Source organism: Mycobacterium yunnanensis, assembly GCF_025823185.1.
GTDB classification, from domain to species: domain Bacteria; phylum Actinomycetota; class Actinomycetes; order Mycobacteriales; family Mycobacteriaceae; genus Mycobacterium; species Mycobacterium yunnanensis.
Map to the genome: position 1 here is coordinate 796,824 of NZ_JACKVK010000008.1, position 17,332 is coordinate 814,155.

Sequence of the window (17,332 nt, forward strand, 5' to 3'; positions counted from 1 at the left end):
TACGAGGTACCCGATGTCGGTCGATCGCTCCGATCCGCGGCCGGCGCGTTCGCGGGCCCGGTTGCTCGAGGCTGCCACCGTGCTGCTGAGGTCCGGTGGGCCGAGCGCGGTGACCGTGGACGCCGTCACCCGAACCGCCAACGTCGCGCGGGCCACCCTCTACCGGCACTTCTCCAGCGCCAACGACCTCCTGGCTGCCAGCTTCACCGGCCTCATCCCCCCGCCGCCGATGCCGCCGGAACAGGGCTCGCTGCGAGACCGGCTGTTGGCGATCGTGGTGGCGTGGGCGCAGTCGATCGCCGAGGCGCCCACGATCCTGACCGCGATGTCCTGGCTCTCACTGGGCCCGGACATGGGCCAGCTGCCGCAGACGCCGCACGCCGAGGCCGCCAGCCCGGAGATGCGTTCCCTGCGCGAACGCATCGCCCAGCAGTACTCAGCGCCCTTCGACGTGATCTTCGACAGCCCGCAGGCCGCCGCCGAACTGACCGAGGTCGACCGGACCGTCGCGTTCGCGCTGCTGGTCGGCCCGTTGGCGTTCGGGCGGCTCAGCACACTCGTCGACTTCGATTACGAGAAGGTGGCCGTCGCCGCGGTCGACGGGTTCTTGCACGCCTACGCCAAGAAGCCCAACGGGGTCAGCGCATCGAGTACCGAATCGGAAGGTGCTTGAGACCACCGACGAACGTCGTGGCCGAAAGCTCCGGTGGGCCGGCCAATTCGACCGACTCCAGCCGTGGGATCAGCTCGGTGAACAAGCTGTTCATCTCCATCCGGGCGAGCGCGGCACCCAGGCAGAAGTGCACGCCGTACCCGAACGAGACGTGTTTGTTCGGATCGCGGCCGACGTCGAACCGGAACGGATCGGTGAACACCTCCTCGTCGCGGTTGCCCGAGACGTACGCCAGATAGACCGACTCACCGGCGGCGATGTCCACGCCACGCACGGTGGTGTCGCGTGCGGCGGTCCGCATGAACTCCTTGACCGGGGTCGACCATCGGATCATCTCCTCGACCGCAGTCGGCATCAGGCCCGGGTCGGCGCGCAAGCGCTCGAGCTCACCCGGATTGTCGATCAGCGCCCGCATCCCGCCCGAGATCGCATCCTTGGTGGTGTCGTGGCCCGCACTGGCGACGATCACGTAGTACGACGCGGTGTCGACGTCGGAGAGCTGCTCCCCGTCGACGCGGCCGTTGGCGATCGCCGAGGCGAGGTCGCCGGTCGGCTGGTCTCGGCGTGACGCCGTCAACTTCGAGAAGTAGTCGAAGAAGTCGAGCAGCACCGCGAATTGGTCCTCCAAGGAACCTCCGTCGCGCTTGTACTCGTCGTCGTCGCCGCCGAACATCTCCTGGGTCAGGGAGTGCATGCGGCCGAAGTCCGACTCGGGAAGCCCGAGCAGCGACATGATCACGTATAGGGGGAAGTCGACGGCGATGTCGGTGACGAAGTCGCATTCGGGACCAATGTCGGCCATCTCGTCGACGTATCGCTTGGCCAACTCGTCGACCCGCACCTTGAGGTCGCGCATGGCCTTGGGCCGGAACCAATCGGCGCCGATCTGGCGCACCTTGCGGTGGTGGGGGTCGTCCATGTGGATCAGGGTCCGCAGGCCGATGCCGGCCTCGAGCTGTTCCTTGGCCATGTCGTCGGCGGCCGCGGTGGCCAGCAGGGGTCGAGGTTCGCTGAGGAAGAGGTCGTTGTCGCGCTCGATGGCCATGATGTCGGCGTGCTTGGTGATGGCCCAGAACGGACGGTAGCGGCCGTGGTCGACCCAGGCGACGGGGTTGTTGGCGCGCAACTCGGCGAGCGCCGCGTGCAACCGTTCGTCGTCGGCGTAGGCGGTCGGGTCGGCGAGGACCTTCGTCGGGTCGTCGTGCGTCGATGCGGTCATCCGGGCTCCTGATACGCGAGGCGGCACTTGACGGGTGTCAAGGCGACAGTCTAGGTGACCGACAGTGTGCTGGGTCACATCCCCGGGCGTCCGGCGCACCGAGCCGCCATCGGTAGGCTCGGCCGCGATGCGCCGAGAATCGTTTGGTCGCCGCGCGGTGACGGTCCTCGTCGCCGCCCTGGTCCTCCTCGCGGGATGCGCCCGCGACGACGACCCGGCCGCGTCGTCACCCTCCCCGCCCGCCGACCCGGCCCTCGTCCAGACCACGACCGGCACCGTGCGCGGAGTCGTCGCTCCCGACCACCGTCTCTTCGCCGGAATTCCGTATGCCGCACCCCCCGTCGGGCCCCTGCGCTGGCAGGCGCCCGCTCCCGCGCCGTCCTGGCCGGGGGTGCGCGACGCCACCCGTACCGGCCCGCGCTGCCTGCAGGACGGCAGCGATCTGGAGATGGGACGGCAGACCTCGGAGGACTGCTTGTCCCTCAACGTCTGGACCCCGCCGCCCTCGGAACGCAAGCGCGCGGTCATGGTGTGGATTCACGGCGGGGCGTTCATCAACGGCAGCAGCGGCATCTACGACTCGCGCTGGCTGACCACCCGCGGCGACGTCGTCGTCGTCACGCTGAACTATCGGCTCGGCGCGCTCGGCTTCCTGGCCCATCCCGCCCTGGGCCCACCAGGTGCCGTCGGCAACTACGGGCTGCAGGACCAACAGGCCGCCCTGCGGTGGGTGCGCGACAACATCGCCAACTTCGGCGGCGACCCGGGCGCCGTCACCATCGCCGGTGAATCCGCGGGCGGGATGTCGGTCTGCGACCACCTCGTCGCCCCCGGTTCCGAGGGACTCTTCCGCGCGGCCGTCATCCAGAGCGGGCCCTGTCAGGCACAGCTCGCCCTGCCCGAGGCGCAGCGGGCCAGCGTCGACTACGCCCGCGACGCCGGCTGCACGGACCCGCGCACCGTCGCCACGTGTCTGCGCGCACTGCCGGCGGACGGTTTGCGAAAGCCGGTCTGGTTCTACCGCATTGGCGACGACGCCCTGAGTGGCCCCGTCACGGGGACCAAGGTGCTGCCCGTGGATCCGATGCGGGAGATCTCCGAGGGCCGCGCCGCGAAGGTGCCGGTGCTCATCGGCACCAATCACGACGAGTTCACGCTGTTCGTCGCGCTGGAGTACCTGCGGTCCAAGGGGCCCTACACCGAGGCCCGGTATCCGCAATTGCTGTCGTCGACCTTCGGCCGCAACGCTGCCGCGGTGGCCGCGCGCTACCCCCTGAGCCGTTACGCAGGCAGCGTGCCGCTCGCCTACTCCGCGGCCGTCACCGACGGCGTGTTCGCCTGCGTGGCCGACAGGATGACGCAGGGGCTGGCCAAGCAGGACTCGGTCTACGCCTACGAGTTCGACGATCGCGGGGCCCCCGCGCCAGACCCGTTGCGGTCTTTGCCGTTTCCGGTGGGCGCCAGCCACTCGCTGGAATTGCGGTACCTGTTCGACATCGGCGGGGCACCGAAGTTGAACCCCGATCAGCAGGTGCTGTCGGATCAGATGATCGACGCGTGGAGTCAGTTCGTCCGCGACGGTCATCCCGGCGACGACTGGCCCGCGTTCGACGCGCAGGAAAAGCGGTTGTCACTGCGGCCCGACGGCAGCAGAGTGAAGACCGACTTCGACCAAGCACGTCAATGCCCCTTCTGGGCCGGACTCGAGGAGTAGGTCATGCCCACACCCGACGCGGCGACGTTCGCCGAACAGTGGGTGCGGGCGTGGAACGACCACGACGTCGAGGCCGTGCTGGCGCACTTTCACGACGACGTCGTCTTCACCTCACCCGTCGCGGCGCGCCTCCTGCCCGAGACCGCAGGCGTGGTCCGTGGCAAGGACGCACTGCGGCACTACTGGGCGACGGCACTGCGCATGCTTCCCGACCTGCACTTCGAGGTGGTCGGCGTCTACCGGGGCGAATCGCTGTTGGTGGTGAACTACCGCAACGAACGAGGCGGTTTGGTCAACGAGGTCCTCACCTTCGACGGCGCCCTCGTACGCGAGGGCCACGGCACCTACCTGGAGTGAGGCGTTGGGCACGTGGTGTCACGGCGTCGTGCTCGTCGACCTGGATCAACGCCGGGCAAGTCACCTTCCGGGCGTGCCGCCCGGGGGAGTGAGGACGGCTTGTCTCGCCGTCACCCAGGAATTTGGAGCACGCGGCGATCTGAGGCATACTGTTCGGGTTGCCTTGAGCCGGGACGGCGCTTGTCGTTCGAGCGTGCCGGGCTTGGGCAACCGACCAGCGCCTTGACCGGCGCGTCCGGTCCCACCTCGACAGCGACGGATTCCGACGCCGACGAGTATGCGCGAAGGCGACACGCCCGAGCGCGGGGGCCGGTGAACCAGAGACAGGTAAACAGCGGCGGCATAGCCAGCGCGCTACCCAACGGGTAGAGCGCGTGAAGACCAGGCCCACACGGTGGGCCCGTTAATAGTGAGGTAGGACAAGCGTGGCGGGACAAAAGATCCGCATCAGGCTCAAGGCCTATGACCACGAGGCGATCGATGCCTCGGCGCGCAAGATCGTCGAGACGGTCACGCGTACCGGCGCGAGCGTCGTTGGCCCGGTGCCGCTGCCGACGGAGAAGAACATCTACTGCGTCATCCGCTCCCCGCACAAGTACAAGGACTCGCGGGAGCACTTCGAGATGCGCACCCACAAGCGCCTTATCGACATCCTCGACCCGACGCCGAAGACCGTTGACGCCCTCATGCGCATCGATCTGCCGGCGAGCGTCGACGTCAACATCCAGTAGGAGAGACCAGAAACCATGGCACGCAAAGGCATTCTGGGCACCAAGCTGGGCATGACGCAGGTGTTCGACGAGAACAACAAGGTCGTCCCAGTCACGGTCGTCAAGGCCGGTCCCAACGTGGTGACCCGTATCCGCACCACCGAGCGCGACGGCTACAGCGCCGTCCAACTCGCCTACGGCGAGATCAGCCCGCGCAAGGTCAACAAGCCGGTCACCGGTCAGTACGCCGCGGCGGGCATCAACCCCCGCAGGCACCTGGCCGAACTCCGGTTCGACGAGGCGACCACCGCCGACTTCGAGGTCGGCCAGGAGCTGACCGCCGAGATCTTCGCCGACGGCAGCTACGTCGACGTGACCGGCACGTCGAAGGGCAAGGGCTTCGCAGGCACCATGAAGCGTCACGGCTTCAAGGGCCAGGGCGCCAGCCACGGCGCGCAGGCAGTGCACCGCCGGCCCGGCTCGATCGGTGGCTGCGCCACCCCGGGCCGCGTCTTCAAGGGCACTCGCATGTCCGGCCGCATGGGCAGTGATCGCATCACCACCCAGAACCTGAAGGTGCACAAGGTCGACGCCGAGAACGGTGTGCTGTTGATCAAGGGCGCCATCCCCGGCCGCAACGGCGGACTCGTCGTAGTCCGGTCGGCGATCAAACGAGGTGAGAAGTAATGGCTGACAAGACCATTGACGTCCGTACGCCGGACGGCAAGACCGACGGTAGCGTCGTCCTGCCTGCCGCGTTGTTCGACGTCGAGCCCAACATCGCCCTGATGCACCAGGTGGTGACGGCTCAGCTGGCCGCCAAGCGCCAGGGCACGCACTCGACCAAGACCCGCGCCGAGGTCTCCGGTGGTGGCAAGAAGCCCTACCGCCAGAAGGGCACCGGCCGCGCCCGTCAGGGTTCGACCCGTGCACCGCAGTTCACCGGCGGTGGCATCGTGCACGGCCCCAAGCCGCGCGACTACAGCCAGCGGACCCCGAAGAAGATGATCGCCGCGTCACTGCGGTCGGCTCTGTCCGACCGGGCCCGCAACGACCGGATCGTCGCGGTCACGGAGCTGATCAGCGGCCAGACGCCGTCGACCAAGGCCGTCAAGGCGTTCTTCGAGGCACTGATCACCGACCAGCGCAAGGTGCTGGTCGTCATCGGCCGCAGCGACGAAGTCGGCGCCAAGAGCGTGCGCAACCTCCCGGAAGTGCGCGTCATCTCGCCCGACCAGCTCAACACCTACGACGTGCTCGACGCCGACCACCTGGTGTTCAGCGTGGAGGCGTTGAACGCCTACATCCAGGCGCACACCGCCGACAAGGAAGAGGTAACGGCGTAGTGGCTACCATCACCGACCCCCGCGACATCATCCTGGCGCCGGTCATCTCCGAGAAGTCCTACGGGCTGATCGAGGACAACACCTACACGTTCGTGGTGCACCCGGACTCGAACAAGACGCAGATCAAGATCGCGATCGAGAAGATCTTCAGCGTCAAGGTCGACTCGGTGAACACGCTGAACCGTCAGGGCAAGCGCAAGCGCACCCGTGCCGGCTTCGGCCAGCGCAAGAGCACCAAGCGCGCGATCGTGACCCTGTCCGCGGGCAGCAAGCCCATCGACCTATTCGGAGCACCGGCCTAGCCGGCGCCCGAAAAGAGACACAGGACTTAGAACATGGGAATCCGCAAGTACAAGCCGACGACCCCCGGTCGTCGCGGTTCGAGCGTCTCCGACTTCGCCGAGATCACCCGCTCGACGCCGGAGAAGTCGCTGATCCGTCCGCTGCACGGCAAGGGTGGACGTAACGCGCACGGCCGCATCACGACCCGTCACAAGGGTGGCGGTCACAAGCGTGCCTACCGCGTCATCGACTTCCGTCGCCACGACAAGGACGGCGTCGACGCCAAGGTCGCGCAGATCGAATACGACCCCAACCGCACCGCGAACATCGCACTGCTGCACTACGTCGACGGCGAGAAGCGCTACATCATCGCGCCGCAGGGACTGTCGCAGGGTGACCGCATCGAGCAGGGCCCGAACGCCGACATCAAGCCCGGCAACAGCCTGCCGCTGCGCAACATCCCCGCCGGCACCGTCGTGCACGCCGTGGAGCTGCGCCCGGGCGGTGGCGCCAAGATGGGCCGCTCCGCCGGTGTCAGCATCCAGCTGCTCGGCAAGGAAGGCAGCTACGCCACGCTGCGCATGCCCAGCGGCGAGATCCGCCGCGTCGACGTGCGCTGCCGCGCCACCGTCGGCGAGGTCGGCAACGCCGAACAGGCGAACATCAACTGGGGCAAGGCCGGACGTATGCGGTGGAAGGGCAAGCGCCCGACCGTCCGTGGTGTCGTGATGAACCCGGTCGACCACCCGCACGGCGGTGGTGAGGGCAAGACCTCCGGTGGTCGCCACCCGGTCAGCCCGTGGGGCAAGCCCGAGGGCCGCACCCGCAAGAACAAGCCGAGCGACAAGCTCATCGTCCGCCGCCGTCGCACCGGCAAGAACAAGCGCTAGGAGTATCCAGCGATGCCACGCAGCCTGAAGAAGGGCCCGTTCGTCGACGACCATCTGTTGAAGAAGGTCGACGTCCAGAACGAGAAGAACACCAAGCAGGTCATCAAGACCTGGTCCCGTCGGTCGACCATCATCCCCGACTTCATCGGTCACACCTTCGCCGTCCACGACGGTCGCAAGCACGTGCCGGTGTTCGTCTCGGAGGCCATGGTCGGTCACAAGCTGGGCGAGTTCGCCCCGACCCGGACCTTCAAGGGTCACATCAAGGACGACCGGAAAGCGAAGCGGCGGTAGGTCATGACGACAATCACTGAATATCCGTCCGCGGTTGCCAAGGCGCGCTTCGTGCGCGTCTCGGCATCCAAGGCCCGCCGGGTGATCGACCTGGTGCGCGGCAAGTCCGTCGCCGAGGCGCTCGACATCCTCCGCTGGGCGCCCCAGGCTGCCAGCGAGCCCGTCGCCAAGGTGATCGCCAGTGCGGCCGCCAACGCCCAGAACAACGACGGCCTCGACCCCGCGACCCTCGTCGTGGCGTCGGTGTACGCCGACGAGGGCCCGACTGCCAAGCGCATCCGGCCGCGCGCCCAGGGGCGTGCGTACCGAATCCGCAAGCGCACCAGCCACATCACCGTGATCGTGGAGAGCCGGCCGAGCCGGTCCGAGCGGGGCGCCAAGAACGCCGCGTCGGCGTCGTCGACTCGGGCGCGTCGCGCTCAGGGCAGCAAGGCCGCCGCAACGTCGGCCCCCGCCAAGAAGGCACCTGCCAAGAAGGCCGCTACGAAGGCGGCACCGGAAACGGTTTCCGAGACTTCTGATTCGAAGGGAGGCTCGGAGTAGTGGGCCAGAAGATCAATCCCCACGGCTTCCGCCTCGGCATCACCACCGACTGGAAGTCCCGCTGGTACGCAGACAAGCAGTACTCGGACTACGTCAAGGAAGACGTCGCGATCCGTCGCCGCCTCTTCTCGCCGTTCGTCATCCCCGGTGAGCGCAACGTCGAGCTCGAGCGGGCCGGCGTCGCCAAGGTCGAGATCGAGCGCACCCGCGACCGGGTTCGCGTGGACATCCACACCGCCCGCCCCGGCATCGTCATCGGGCGTCGCGGTGCGGCGGCCGACAGCATCCGCGGCACGCTGGAGAAGTTGACCGGCAAGCAGGTTCAGCTGAACATCCTCGAGGTCAAGAGCCCCGAGTCGGTGGCCCAGCTGGTCGCCCAGGGTGTCGCCGAGCAGCTCAGCAACCGCGTCGCCTTCCGTCGCGCGATGCGCAAGGCGATTCAGTCCGCCATGCGTCAGCCGAACGTCAAGGGCATCCGGGTGCAGTGCTCGGGCCGCCTCGGCGGTGCGGAGATGAGCCGCTCGGAGTTCTACCGCGAAGGTCGCGTCCCGCTGCACACGCTGCGCGCGGACATCGACTACGGCCTCTACGAGGCGAAGACCACCTTCGGCCGCATCGGCGTGAAGGTCTGGATCTACAAGGGCGACGTCGTCGGTGGCAAGCGTGAGCTCGCCGCCCCGGCAGCCGCAGGCGCCGAGCGCCCGCGTCGTGACCGTCCCACCGGAACCCGGCCGCGCCGCAGTGGCGCCTCGGGCACCACGGCGACGAGCACCGAGGCCGGTCGTGCCGCGAGCGAGGAAACGCCCGCCACCGACACCTCAGTGGACGTCACCACGTCCGCCGCCCCCGAAGCCGCCACGGCTTCTGCAGCGGCAGAGAGCACGGAGAACTAGACATGCTGATTCCCCGCAAGGTAAGGCACCGCAAGCAGCACCACCCGCGCCAGCGTGGCATTGCCAGTGGCGGCACCGCGGTGAGCTTCGGTGACTACGGCATCCAGGCACTGGAGCACGCCTACATCACCAACCGGCAGATCGAGTCCGCTCGTATCGCCATCAACCGGCACATCAAGCGTGGCGGCAAGGTGTGGATCAACATCTTCCCCGACCGTCCGCTGACCAAGAAGCCCGCCGAGACCCGCATGGGTTCCGGCAAGGGCTCGCCGGAATGGTGGGTCGCCAACGTCAAGCCGGGTCGCGTTCTCTTCGAGATCAGCTACCCCGACGAGAAGACCGCCAAGGAGGCGTTGACGCGCGCCATCCACAAGCTGCCGATCAAGGCACGCATCATCACCCGAGAGGAGCAGTTCTGATGGCACTGGGAGTTTCGCCTGGCGAACTGCGTGAGCTGACCGACGAGGAACTCGCCGCACGGGTGCGCGAATCGAAGGAAGAGTTGTTCAACCTCCGGTTCCAGACCGCGACCGGCCAGCTGGCCAACAACCGTCGGCTGCGCGTGGTGCGCCAAGAGATTGCACGGGTGTACACCGTGCTTCGTGAACGTGAGTTGGGTCTGGCCTCCGGACCCGTTGGTGAGGATTCGTAATGGCAGAGAACGCAGCAGAAGCGGCGGGCGCACAGCCCACCGAGAAGCCACGTGGACAGCGCAAGACGCGCATCGGCTACGTGGTGAGCGACAAGATGCAGAAGACCATCGTGGTCGAGCTGGAGAACCGCTCCAAGCATCCGCTCTACGGCAAGATCATCCGGACCACGACCAAGGTCAAGGCCCACGACGAGAACGGGACCGCCGGCGTCGGCGACCGCGTCTCGCTGATGGAGACCCGGCCGCTCTCGGCGACCAAGCGTTGGCGCCTGGTCGAGGTGCTCGAGCGCGCCAAGTAGAACCCCTACGCCACGAAGCCCGGTCCGTTTCACGGACCGGGCTTCGTGCGTCGTGGGATTGCGATGTTGTCGTTCCGGGTAAGACGGTGCAGACTCGTTGACGCGGGCGATAATTAGTTCGGGGGATGCGGTGTACGAACGAGCAAGCATGATGCTGTTGGCGGGAGCCGCCTCTGTCGGCTTCGCCTTGACCACCGGATACGGGACAGCGGCCGCGGAACCATCCGCGTCGGATTCGTCGGATTCGTCGGGTGCGTCCGCATCGTCGAGTTCCGACGGTCCGTCGTCGTCGTCGCCGTCCGGCGGCAGTCCGCACACTGGCGCCACCGGTGATGGTAACCAGCCCACGACCACGGTTGGCGGCGGCGGCCACTCCGCTGCGGGTGGTACGGGCGCCACGTCGACCAACACCGCCGACACATCAGACGCCACGGCCGACGACGACCCCACCGAATCAGCCGGCACCGTCGTCAGGCACCGTCGGACCGACGCGACGACTACTAGTCCCGCCTCCGCGAAGGTGCCGCGACGGGCCGATGCCGACGAGCTCTCAGCGGCTACGAAGTCCACGGCACCCGCCGCACACGACGAGAAGCCAGCCCGGGCCGATGCCGTCTCCTCGACCGAGGATGCGGCAGTCGACGATCGGGCGTCGTCAGTCGCGGTCGCCCAGCCGGTGCGAGCTGCCTCGGCGACGCCATCCGCCGATTTCAGCCCAGCCCAGCAGGCGGCGACGCCACCGACGAGCGTCGTCACCATCCCGGGCGCCGTCGACACCCCCGCGGTACCCGTCGAGCCCCCGTCGATGTGGACGGTGCTGGCCTGGGTGCGACGCCAGCTCGAGGTGTCGATCGTCGCCGCCGCGTATTCGCCACGTGCGGTGGTCTCCAGCTCCACGAGCGCCTCGTCCGCGACGTCCGCCTCGACCGTGCCAACCGTCGATGTCAAGGACTATGGCGCGATCGGCGACGGCGTGACCGACGACTCGACGGCCATCAAGGCCGCCGTTGCGGCGTTGACCTCTGGTGGGCGTCTCTACATACCGTTGGGCGATTACCGATTCGCCCAGCAACATCCTGCCGGTGACGCGGCGATCTATCTCAACGGCCTTTCCGACGTCACGGTGGAGTTCGCGCCGGGAGCACGCCTGCTGATGGACAACCTCGATGCGAACGGTTTGGGCACGAGTCACGGCATTCGCGTGGAGGGCACCGCTTCGCACGTCGCAATTTTGAATCCGACCATCGAATGGGTCGTCAGGCCGTCCGCGCGAAGCTTCGGCGACGGGATCTCGGTACTCGGTTATCCGTCGGACTCCCCGCCGCCGTCCGGGTGGACGGGCTCGACGGGAAAGGTCGAGTTCGTGTCGATCGTGAACGGGCGGACGGTCAACGCCCCGCAGGCCGGAGCCGTCATCATGGGTGCCTCCGACGTCACGGTCACGAACTTCACGGCCATCGGCACCTTGGCCGACGGTTTGCACTTCAATTCGAATCGGCGAGTCACCGTCGACGGCCTCGTCGCCCAGAACACCGGCGACGACGGTTTGGCCTTCGTGACCTACTACGACCCGACCCAACCCTGGACCTACGGGCCCACCGACGGGCCCTTCAATCAGCCGGGGCTTGGGGAGTGGAACAACGGGGGTTCGGTGGCCTCGCACATCTCGGTCACCGGCGGCCGAGCCAGCGGCGTCCGGGTGCAGGGCGGCTACGACATCACCATCAGCGACGTCACCGTGAGTGGCAAGGAGTTCGGCGTCCAGATCAACTCTGCGAAGGCCACCGGGCCTGGCGATTGGACCAGCCTCGCCTCACGGAACATTCACATCTCGGGCGTAACCGTCGACGGTGCGCAAACGGGAATAGTTCTGGGCACCAACAACATCGACGGCACCGAGGACTCCAAGTGGTGGGACTTCGCCGGTTCCTCGATCAGCGACGTCACCATCCGCGGCTCCAAGAACTGGTCGATTGCAGTGGAAACCCCCGCGACCACGACCAGCAAGTTCGCCGGTATCACGCTGCAGAACATCCACGCCGAGAGCATGGCCGCCGACGGTCCGTTTGGCGGTGGCAACGGAGGAATCCTGCTCGCGTCGTTGCGAGATTCGGTGATCGACGATGTGCGACTCGTCTCCGACCACGCGAGCGACGTCAACCTGCTTGGCGCGGGTCAGCTGCGCTCCGGCATCTCTGCCGAGGATCTGCCGTCGTCGAACCTTCAGGTGAACGACCTCGTCCTTCAGGGTCCGGGCCGAATCCTCATCCAGGACATCGCCGGCGTCGACTTTGGGAACGTCGCCTCCTACGGTGCGGACGCGAGCGCCGTGATGCTCTACCGCGTCTCGGATTCGACGTTCGACCACATCGGTGCGTACCTACCGGGCCGCGGTAGCGGGGCAGGTTACGGCGTGCGCCTGCTGCAGGTGTTCGACGTCGACGTCGAGGAGATCGAGGTGATCACCGACGCGCACGTAGGGTCAACCTGGTGGGCCGTCGAATTCGGTGGCGGCAACCCGACCGAGGGTGTCGCCGGGCGGGGTGTGCGAGTCGAAGACGTCACGTACGTCAGCGACCGGGATGCCACTGCGTCCGACATCGCCTGGCAGGGCGGTCCGTATGGTCCCGTGGACTGGTACATCAGCGCCACCTGGCGCCACGACGGCGAGACCTCGCCGCAGTGGCGGTCGGCCCTTTACGGCGACACCAGCCCGGTCTGAGCTCGGCCTCCCGCACGACGGAGTCATGGTGCAGTAGCTGATGGTCGAGATCGGCCGCGGGATCCGCCAGAGCTGGAGCAATTGCGCATCCAGCTCGGCAAACGTCGGCCACTGCCTAGTGAATGCCTGCTCAATGGCATAACATCAGCACTGATGACTGCGGGCAACGAATCGACGTTACGCAGCGCTGCATCTCCCGCCGCTATGATGCATCGATGCGGCCGTTGCCTGAGGGTTAACTGACGACTGGTTCGACTGCCGCATCGAGACGGGCCAGGCCGCCGTACGCAAGAGGCCGCGGCGAAATTGCAATGTTTCCGGACCTCTTCGGTGGTCCCTTGAAGGAAGGGCGGATCGGATGACGGGCAGAAGCGCGTGGCGCACGCTGCTCGGTCGACACGACGACCGCGGCCCCACCCACGGCCGCGGACCGGCCATTGCGATCTCCCCGACCTCGCCGACCGGGTTGCCGCGCCGACGAAATCCCGGGCATCCGGACGGCTGATCACGATGGCCCACCCCGACTTCATCGCCAGCCACGACGGAACGACCCGTCGTAATGGGCGCGTCGCACACGGGGACGGATCCCTCGGCGACGCGCCGTTTCGACGGCTCGTCGACAAGAGCCCCGACGGCATCGCCGTGCACCAGGAGGGCCGCGTCGTCTACGCCAATCAGACGGCACTGCGCTGGGTGGGAGCGCAGTACGCCGATCAGGTGCACGGCCACCAGTTGGTCGACTTCATCCATCCCGACTCGATCGAAGCCGTCCTCGCGCGCATGGCGACGTTGCGCAACGAGGGTGACGTCACCCGGCCGTCGGAGGGAGTGCTGCTGCGCCTCGACGGCACCACGCTCGACGTCGAGACCGTCACCACGCTGACAACCTGGGAGGGCGCACCGGCCTATCACGTCACTCTTCGCGATCTGACCTTCGTCCGCACCGCGCAGCGAAGCCTGCGCTACCAGGCGGCGCTGGTGGAGAGGGTCGACGTCGCGATCATCGCGACGACTGTCACCGGGCTCGTGACCAAGTGGAACAGGGCCGCCGAGGTCATCTATCAACGACCCGCGGCCAGCGCGCTGGCGACGCCGGTCGGGGACGCCGTCGGCGCCACCTTCGACCTCCCCGCGGTCGTCGAGGGTGGCGGCGCGGTGCTCGCCACCCACCACGCGGCCGACGGTCAACAGCTGATCGTCCGAATGTCGGTCGCGCCCTTGGACACCGGCTACGTGTTGGCGTGCATCGACGAGACCGCCTCCCGTGGCGGTGAACGACTTCTGCGCAAGATCGTCAACTCCCTCGAGGAAGGCATCCTCGTCGTCGACGCGACGGGCCGCGTCACGTCGGTCAACCCGGCGGCCGAGCGCATCCTCGGCCTGCCTGCGGCCACCCTGGTCGCGGGTGACGGGCGGGCGGTGCACCGGATACCGATGTACGACGTCAGCCGGCACCCCGTCGACCAGGACGACCGCCCCGTCGCCCAGACCGTCCGGACGGGCAGGCCCGTTCACGGCTCGATCATCGGAATCGACCGCCCCGACGGCCGGCGCGTCTGGCTCCGGGTGAGCTGTCGGTTGCTCGACGGCGACGACCGCCACGGCGCCACGATCCTGGTGTCGTTCTCCGACATCACCGCCGAACAGGTCGCCCGCGAGCGGCTGACCCATCGCGCCACGCACGACGCTCTGACGGGGTTGCCGAACCGTGCGGCGATCCTGAACCAGATCGCGGCTTCGCTTCGCGCGCAGGGTGATCGGCGACTCGGCGCGGTGCTGTTCATCGATCTCGACAACCTCAAGGCGATCAACGACTCACTTGGCCACGACTCCGGTGACGAACTGCTACGGAGCGTCGCGCAGTGCCTGCGCGCGTCGGTCGGACCCCACGACGTCGTCGGGCGCCTCGGCGGCGACGAGTTCGTCACCTTGGTCGCCGGGGACGCCAGCCCCGCGCAGCTTGCCTCCTACGTCGCGCGTCTGGAGCGCAACCTCGCCGAACCGATGAAGCTCGGCGCCGCGACCGTCCGCACCCAGGGCAGCGTCGGCGTCACCGTCGTCACCCCCGACGACGAGCGCACCGCCATCGAGATCCTGCGTGACGCGGACTCGGCGATGTACGCGACCAAGGCCAAACGGCGCCGCCGGGTCTACCGCAGACCCGGTGGTCCGCCACCCGCGTCGGGCGCCCACGCGGGGGGTCCTCGGTAGGGTCGGCATCGTTGTCGCACAACGCGTTCTGGTGACGGAATGGCCACCGCGGTTCCCCGCCGGCGTCGCCCGATAGTCGTCCCCGCGAGCCAGTCCCGGTGTACTGTCCTGGCCATCGTCAAGACGTGGCGACGGACCGACCTGGACGGGGCGCGATGACCGAATTCAAGGGCAAGATCGAGCTCGACATTCGCGATTCCGAACCCGACTGGGGTCCCTATCAGGCGCCGGTGGCACCGCCGGGATCGCCCAACGTGCTGTACCTGGTCTGGGACGACACCGGCATCGCGACGTGGGACTGCTTCGGTGGCCTCGTCGACATGCCCGCGATGAGCCGGATCGCCGAACGCGGCGTCCGTCTCTCGCAGTTTCACACCACCGCCCTGTGCTCGCCAACCAGGGCGTCGCTGCTCACCGGGCGCAACGCCACCACCGTCGGCATGGCGACCATCGAGGAGTTCACCGACGGCTTCCCGAACTGCAACGGCCGCATCCCCAAGGACACCGCGCTGCTGTCGGAGGTGCTCGCCGAACGAGGGTACAACACCTACTGCGTCGGCAAGTGGCACCTCACGCCGCTCGAGGAGTCGAATCTTGCTGCCGCGAAACGTCATTGGCCGCTCAGCCGTGGCTTCGAACGGTTCTACGGCTTCATGGGCGGCGAGACCGACCAGTGGTACCCCGACCTCGTCTACGACAACCACCCCGTCGCTCCGCCGGCGACGCCCGAAGAGGGCTACCACCTGTCGAAGGACCTGGCCGACAAGACCATCGAGTTCATCCGCGACGCCAAGGTCATCGCGCCCGACAAGCCGTGGTTCTCCTACCTCTGCCCCGGTGCCGGCCACGCCCCGCACCACGTGTTCAAGGAATGGGCCGACCGGTATTCCGGTCGCTTCGACATGGGATACGAGGCCTATCGCGACATCGTCCTGGAGAACCAGAAGAGGCTGGGCATCGTCCCGCCGGACACCGAACTGTCGCCCGTCAACCCGTACCTCGACGTGACCGGGCCCAACGGCGAGGCCTGGCCCTACCAGGACACGGTGCGCCCGTGGGACTCCCTCGACGACGACGAGAAGCGGTTGTTCAGCCGGATGGCGGAGGTGTTCGCCGGTTTCCTGTCCTACACCGACGCCCAGATTGGCCGCATCCTCGACTATCTGGAGGAGTCGGGGCAGCTCGACGACACGATCATCGTGGTGATCTCCGACAACGGCGCCAGCGGCGAAGGTGGGCCGAATGGCTCGGTGAACGAGGGCAAGTTCTTCAACGGCTACATCGACACCGTCGAGGAGAGCCTGCGCTTCTACGACGATCTCGGCAGCCCGAGGACGTTCAACCACTATCCCATTGGCTGGGCGATGGCCTTCAACACTCCGTACAAGCTGTTCAAGCGCTACGCCTCCCACGAGGGAGGCATCGCCGACACCGCAATCATCAGCTGGCCCAACGGAATCGACGCCCACGGCGAGGTGCGCGACCACTACGTCAACGTGTGCGACGTGACCCCCACCATCTACGACCTCCTCGACATCGATCCACCGGGTGAGGTCGGCGGAATTGCTCAGAAGCCCCTGGACGGGCTGAGTTTCAAGGCGGCGCTGGCGGACCCGGCCGCCGACACCGGCAAGCGGACGCAGTTCTACACGATGCTGGGCACGCGTGGGATCTGGCACGACGGCTGGTTCGCCAACACGTTGCACGCCGCCACCCCATCCGGTTGGTCCAACTTCGCCAAGGATCGGTGGGAGCTCTTCCACATCGAATCCGACCGCAGCCAGTGCCATGACGTTGCAGCCGAGCACCCCGACAAGCTCGCCGAACTCCAGGCGCTGTGGTTCACCGAGGCCGAGAAGTACAACGGGCTCCCGCTGTCCGATCTGAACATCATTGAGACCATCACCAGGTTTCGCCCCTATCTGACGGGTGACCGGCAGAGCTTCACCTACTATCCGGACTCCGCGGAGGTGGGCAGCGGCGCCGCCGTGGAACTGAAGGGACAGTCCTACTCCATCATGGTCGAGGTGGACGTGGAGTCTGCCGACGCCGAGGGCGTGCTCTTCAAACACGGCGCCGGTCACGGCGGTCACGTGTTCTTCGTCCAGGACCGCAGGCTGCAGTACGTGTACAACTTCCTGGGGGAGGAGGAACAGCTCGTCGCCGCAGCCGATCCAATTCCTCTGGGAGAGCATGTCTTTGGCGTGAGCTACGTCCGCACCGGGGTGGTCGAGGGGAGTCACACTCCGTTGGGGGACGTCTCGCTTCACGTCGACGGCGAGGTCGTCGCCAGCCGTTCAGGCGTGCGAACTCAGCCCGGCACCTTCGGTATTTCTGGCGCGGGTTTCGCGGTGGGCCGCAACGAGGGTCAAGCCGTCTCGACGAGCTACCGAGCGCCGTACCCCTTCACGGGCGGGTCCATCGCCAAGGTCGTGGTGGACGTCTCGGGTACGCCGTATCAGGATCTGGAAAGGGACCTGGCGCGAGCGTTCGCCAAGGACTAACTGGCCGCGCCTACCCTGGACGG

19 protein-coding genes are annotated in these 17,332 nt (G+C 67.3%); 18 read left to right on the forward strand and 1 reads right to left on the reverse strand.

Features of this window, described 5'->3' with window-relative positions; all coding sequences use genetic code 11:
• Positions 1-13 precede the first annotated feature (13 nt).
• Complete coding sequence (locus H7K45_RS13790; RefSeq protein WP_263996362.1) at positions 14-673, forward strand: TetR/AcrR family transcriptional regulator; 660 nt, start codon at positions 14-16, stop codon at positions 671-673.
• Here H7K45_RS13790 and H7K45_RS13795 read toward each other — a convergent pair.
• Positions 639-1,892: a cytochrome P450 gene (locus H7K45_RS13795; RefSeq protein ID WP_263996363.1), complete on the reverse strand. Its 1,254-nt coding sequence runs from the start codon at positions 1,890-1,892 to the stop codon at positions 639-641. The two genes, H7K45_RS13790 and H7K45_RS13795, sit on opposite strands and share 35 nt — an antisense overlap.
• Positions 1,893-2,019: 127 nt before the next feature.
• On the opposite strand from H7K45_RS13795, the gene H7K45_RS13800 reads away from it, so the two are divergent.
• The 17 genes from H7K45_RS13800 (at position 2,020) to H7K45_RS13880 (ending at position 17,309) form a co-directional block, all read left to right on the forward strand.
• A complete protein-coding gene (locus tag H7K45_RS13800) occupies positions 2,020-3,606 on the forward strand; it encodes a carboxylesterase/lipase family protein (protein ID WP_263996364.1) in 1,587 nt (528 codons plus the stop codon).
• 3 nt (positions 3,607-3,609) lie between these two features.
• Entirely contained in the window at positions 3,610-3,963 is a 354-nt protein-coding gene (locus H7K45_RS13805; protein ID WP_263996365.1) for a nuclear transport factor 2 family protein, read from the forward strand.
• 425 nt (positions 3,964-4,388) lie between these two features.
• On the forward strand, positions 4,389-4,694 hold the full coding sequence (rpsJ, locus tag H7K45_RS13810; RefSeq protein ID WP_003925843.1) for a 30S ribosomal protein S10: 306 nt from the start codon (positions 4,389-4,391) through the stop codon (positions 4,692-4,694).
• Positions 4,695-4,709: 15 nt separating this feature from the next.
• Positions 4,710-5,360, forward strand: coding sequence for a 50S ribosomal protein L3 (gene rplC, locus H7K45_RS13815; protein WP_263996366.1), 651 nt, complete (start codon positions 4,710-4,712; stop codon positions 5,358-5,360).
• Positions 5,360-6,019, forward strand: coding sequence for a 50S ribosomal protein L4 (rplD, locus tag H7K45_RS13820; protein ID WP_263996367.1), 660 nt, complete (start codon positions 5,360-5,362; stop codon positions 6,017-6,019). The genes rplC and rplD overlap by 1 nt, the downstream gene beginning before the upstream one ends.
• Positions 6,019-6,321 (forward strand): 50S ribosomal protein L23, encoded by a 303-nt coding sequence (gene rplW, locus H7K45_RS13825; RefSeq protein ID WP_056557250.1) that lies wholly within the window; start codon positions 6,019-6,021, stop codon positions 6,319-6,321. Before rplD ends, rplW begins: the two co-directional genes overlap by 1 nt.
• Positions 6,322-6,354: 33 nt before the next feature.
• Positions 6,355-7,191, forward strand: a complete 837-nt coding sequence (rplB, locus tag H7K45_RS13830) for a 50S ribosomal protein L2 (protein WP_263996368.1) — start codon at positions 6,355-6,357, stop codon at positions 7,189-7,191.
• Positions 7,192-7,203: 12 nt separating this feature from the next.
• A complete protein-coding gene (rpsS, locus tag H7K45_RS13835; protein WP_057167020.1) occupies positions 7,204-7,485 on the forward strand; it encodes a 30S ribosomal protein S19 in 282 nt (93 codons plus the stop codon).
• Positions 7,486-7,488: 3 nt separating this feature from the next.
• Positions 7,489-8,028: a 50S ribosomal protein L22 gene (gene rplV / locus H7K45_RS13840; protein WP_263996369.1), complete on the forward strand. Its 540-nt coding sequence runs from the start codon at positions 7,489-7,491 to the stop codon at positions 8,026-8,028.
• The gene (gene rpsC / locus H7K45_RS13845; protein WP_263996370.1) at positions 8,028-8,921 is read left to right on the forward strand and encodes a 30S ribosomal protein S3; all 894 of its coding nucleotides are present in this window, start codon (positions 8,028-8,030) and stop codon (positions 8,919-8,921) included. The genes rplV and rpsC overlap by 1 nt, the downstream gene beginning before the upstream one ends.
• 2 nt (positions 8,922-8,923) lie before the next feature.
• Complete coding sequence (gene rplP, locus H7K45_RS13850; RefSeq protein ID WP_263996371.1) at positions 8,924-9,340, forward strand: 50S ribosomal protein L16; 417 nt, start codon at positions 8,924-8,926, stop codon at positions 9,338-9,340.
• Positions 9,340-9,573, forward strand: a complete 234-nt coding sequence (gene rpmC, locus H7K45_RS13855; RefSeq protein WP_263996372.1) for a 50S ribosomal protein L29 — start codon at positions 9,340-9,342, stop codon at positions 9,571-9,573. Before rplP ends, rpmC begins: the two co-directional genes overlap by 1 nt.
• The gene (gene rpsQ / locus H7K45_RS13860) at positions 9,573-9,872 is read left to right on the forward strand and encodes a 30S ribosomal protein S17 (RefSeq protein ID WP_263996374.1); all 300 of its coding nucleotides are present in this window, start codon (positions 9,573-9,575) and stop codon (positions 9,870-9,872) included. The genes rpmC and rpsQ overlap by 1 nt, the downstream gene beginning before the upstream one ends.
• A 148-nt stretch (positions 9,873-10,020) precedes the next feature.
• Positions 10,021-12,594, forward strand: coding sequence for a glycosyl hydrolase family 28-related protein (locus tag H7K45_RS13865; RefSeq protein WP_263996375.1), 2,574 nt, complete (start codon positions 10,021-10,023; stop codon positions 12,592-12,594).
• Between the two features lie 358 nt (positions 12,595-12,952).
• Entirely contained in the window at positions 12,953-13,099 is a 147-nt protein-coding gene (locus H7K45_RS13870; RefSeq protein ID WP_263996377.1) for a hypothetical protein, read from the forward strand.
• Positions 13,100-13,104: 5 nt separating this feature from the next.
• Positions 13,105-14,805, forward strand: coding sequence for a diguanylate cyclase domain-containing protein (locus tag H7K45_RS13875; RefSeq protein ID WP_263996378.1), 1,701 nt, complete (start codon positions 13,105-13,107; stop codon positions 14,803-14,805).
• 155 nt (positions 14,806-14,960) lie between these two features.
• On the forward strand, positions 14,961-17,309 hold the full coding sequence (locus H7K45_RS13880) for an arylsulfatase (protein ID WP_263996379.1): 2,349 nt from the start codon (positions 14,961-14,963) through the stop codon (positions 17,307-17,309).
• Positions 17,310-17,332: the final 23 nt, after the last annotated feature.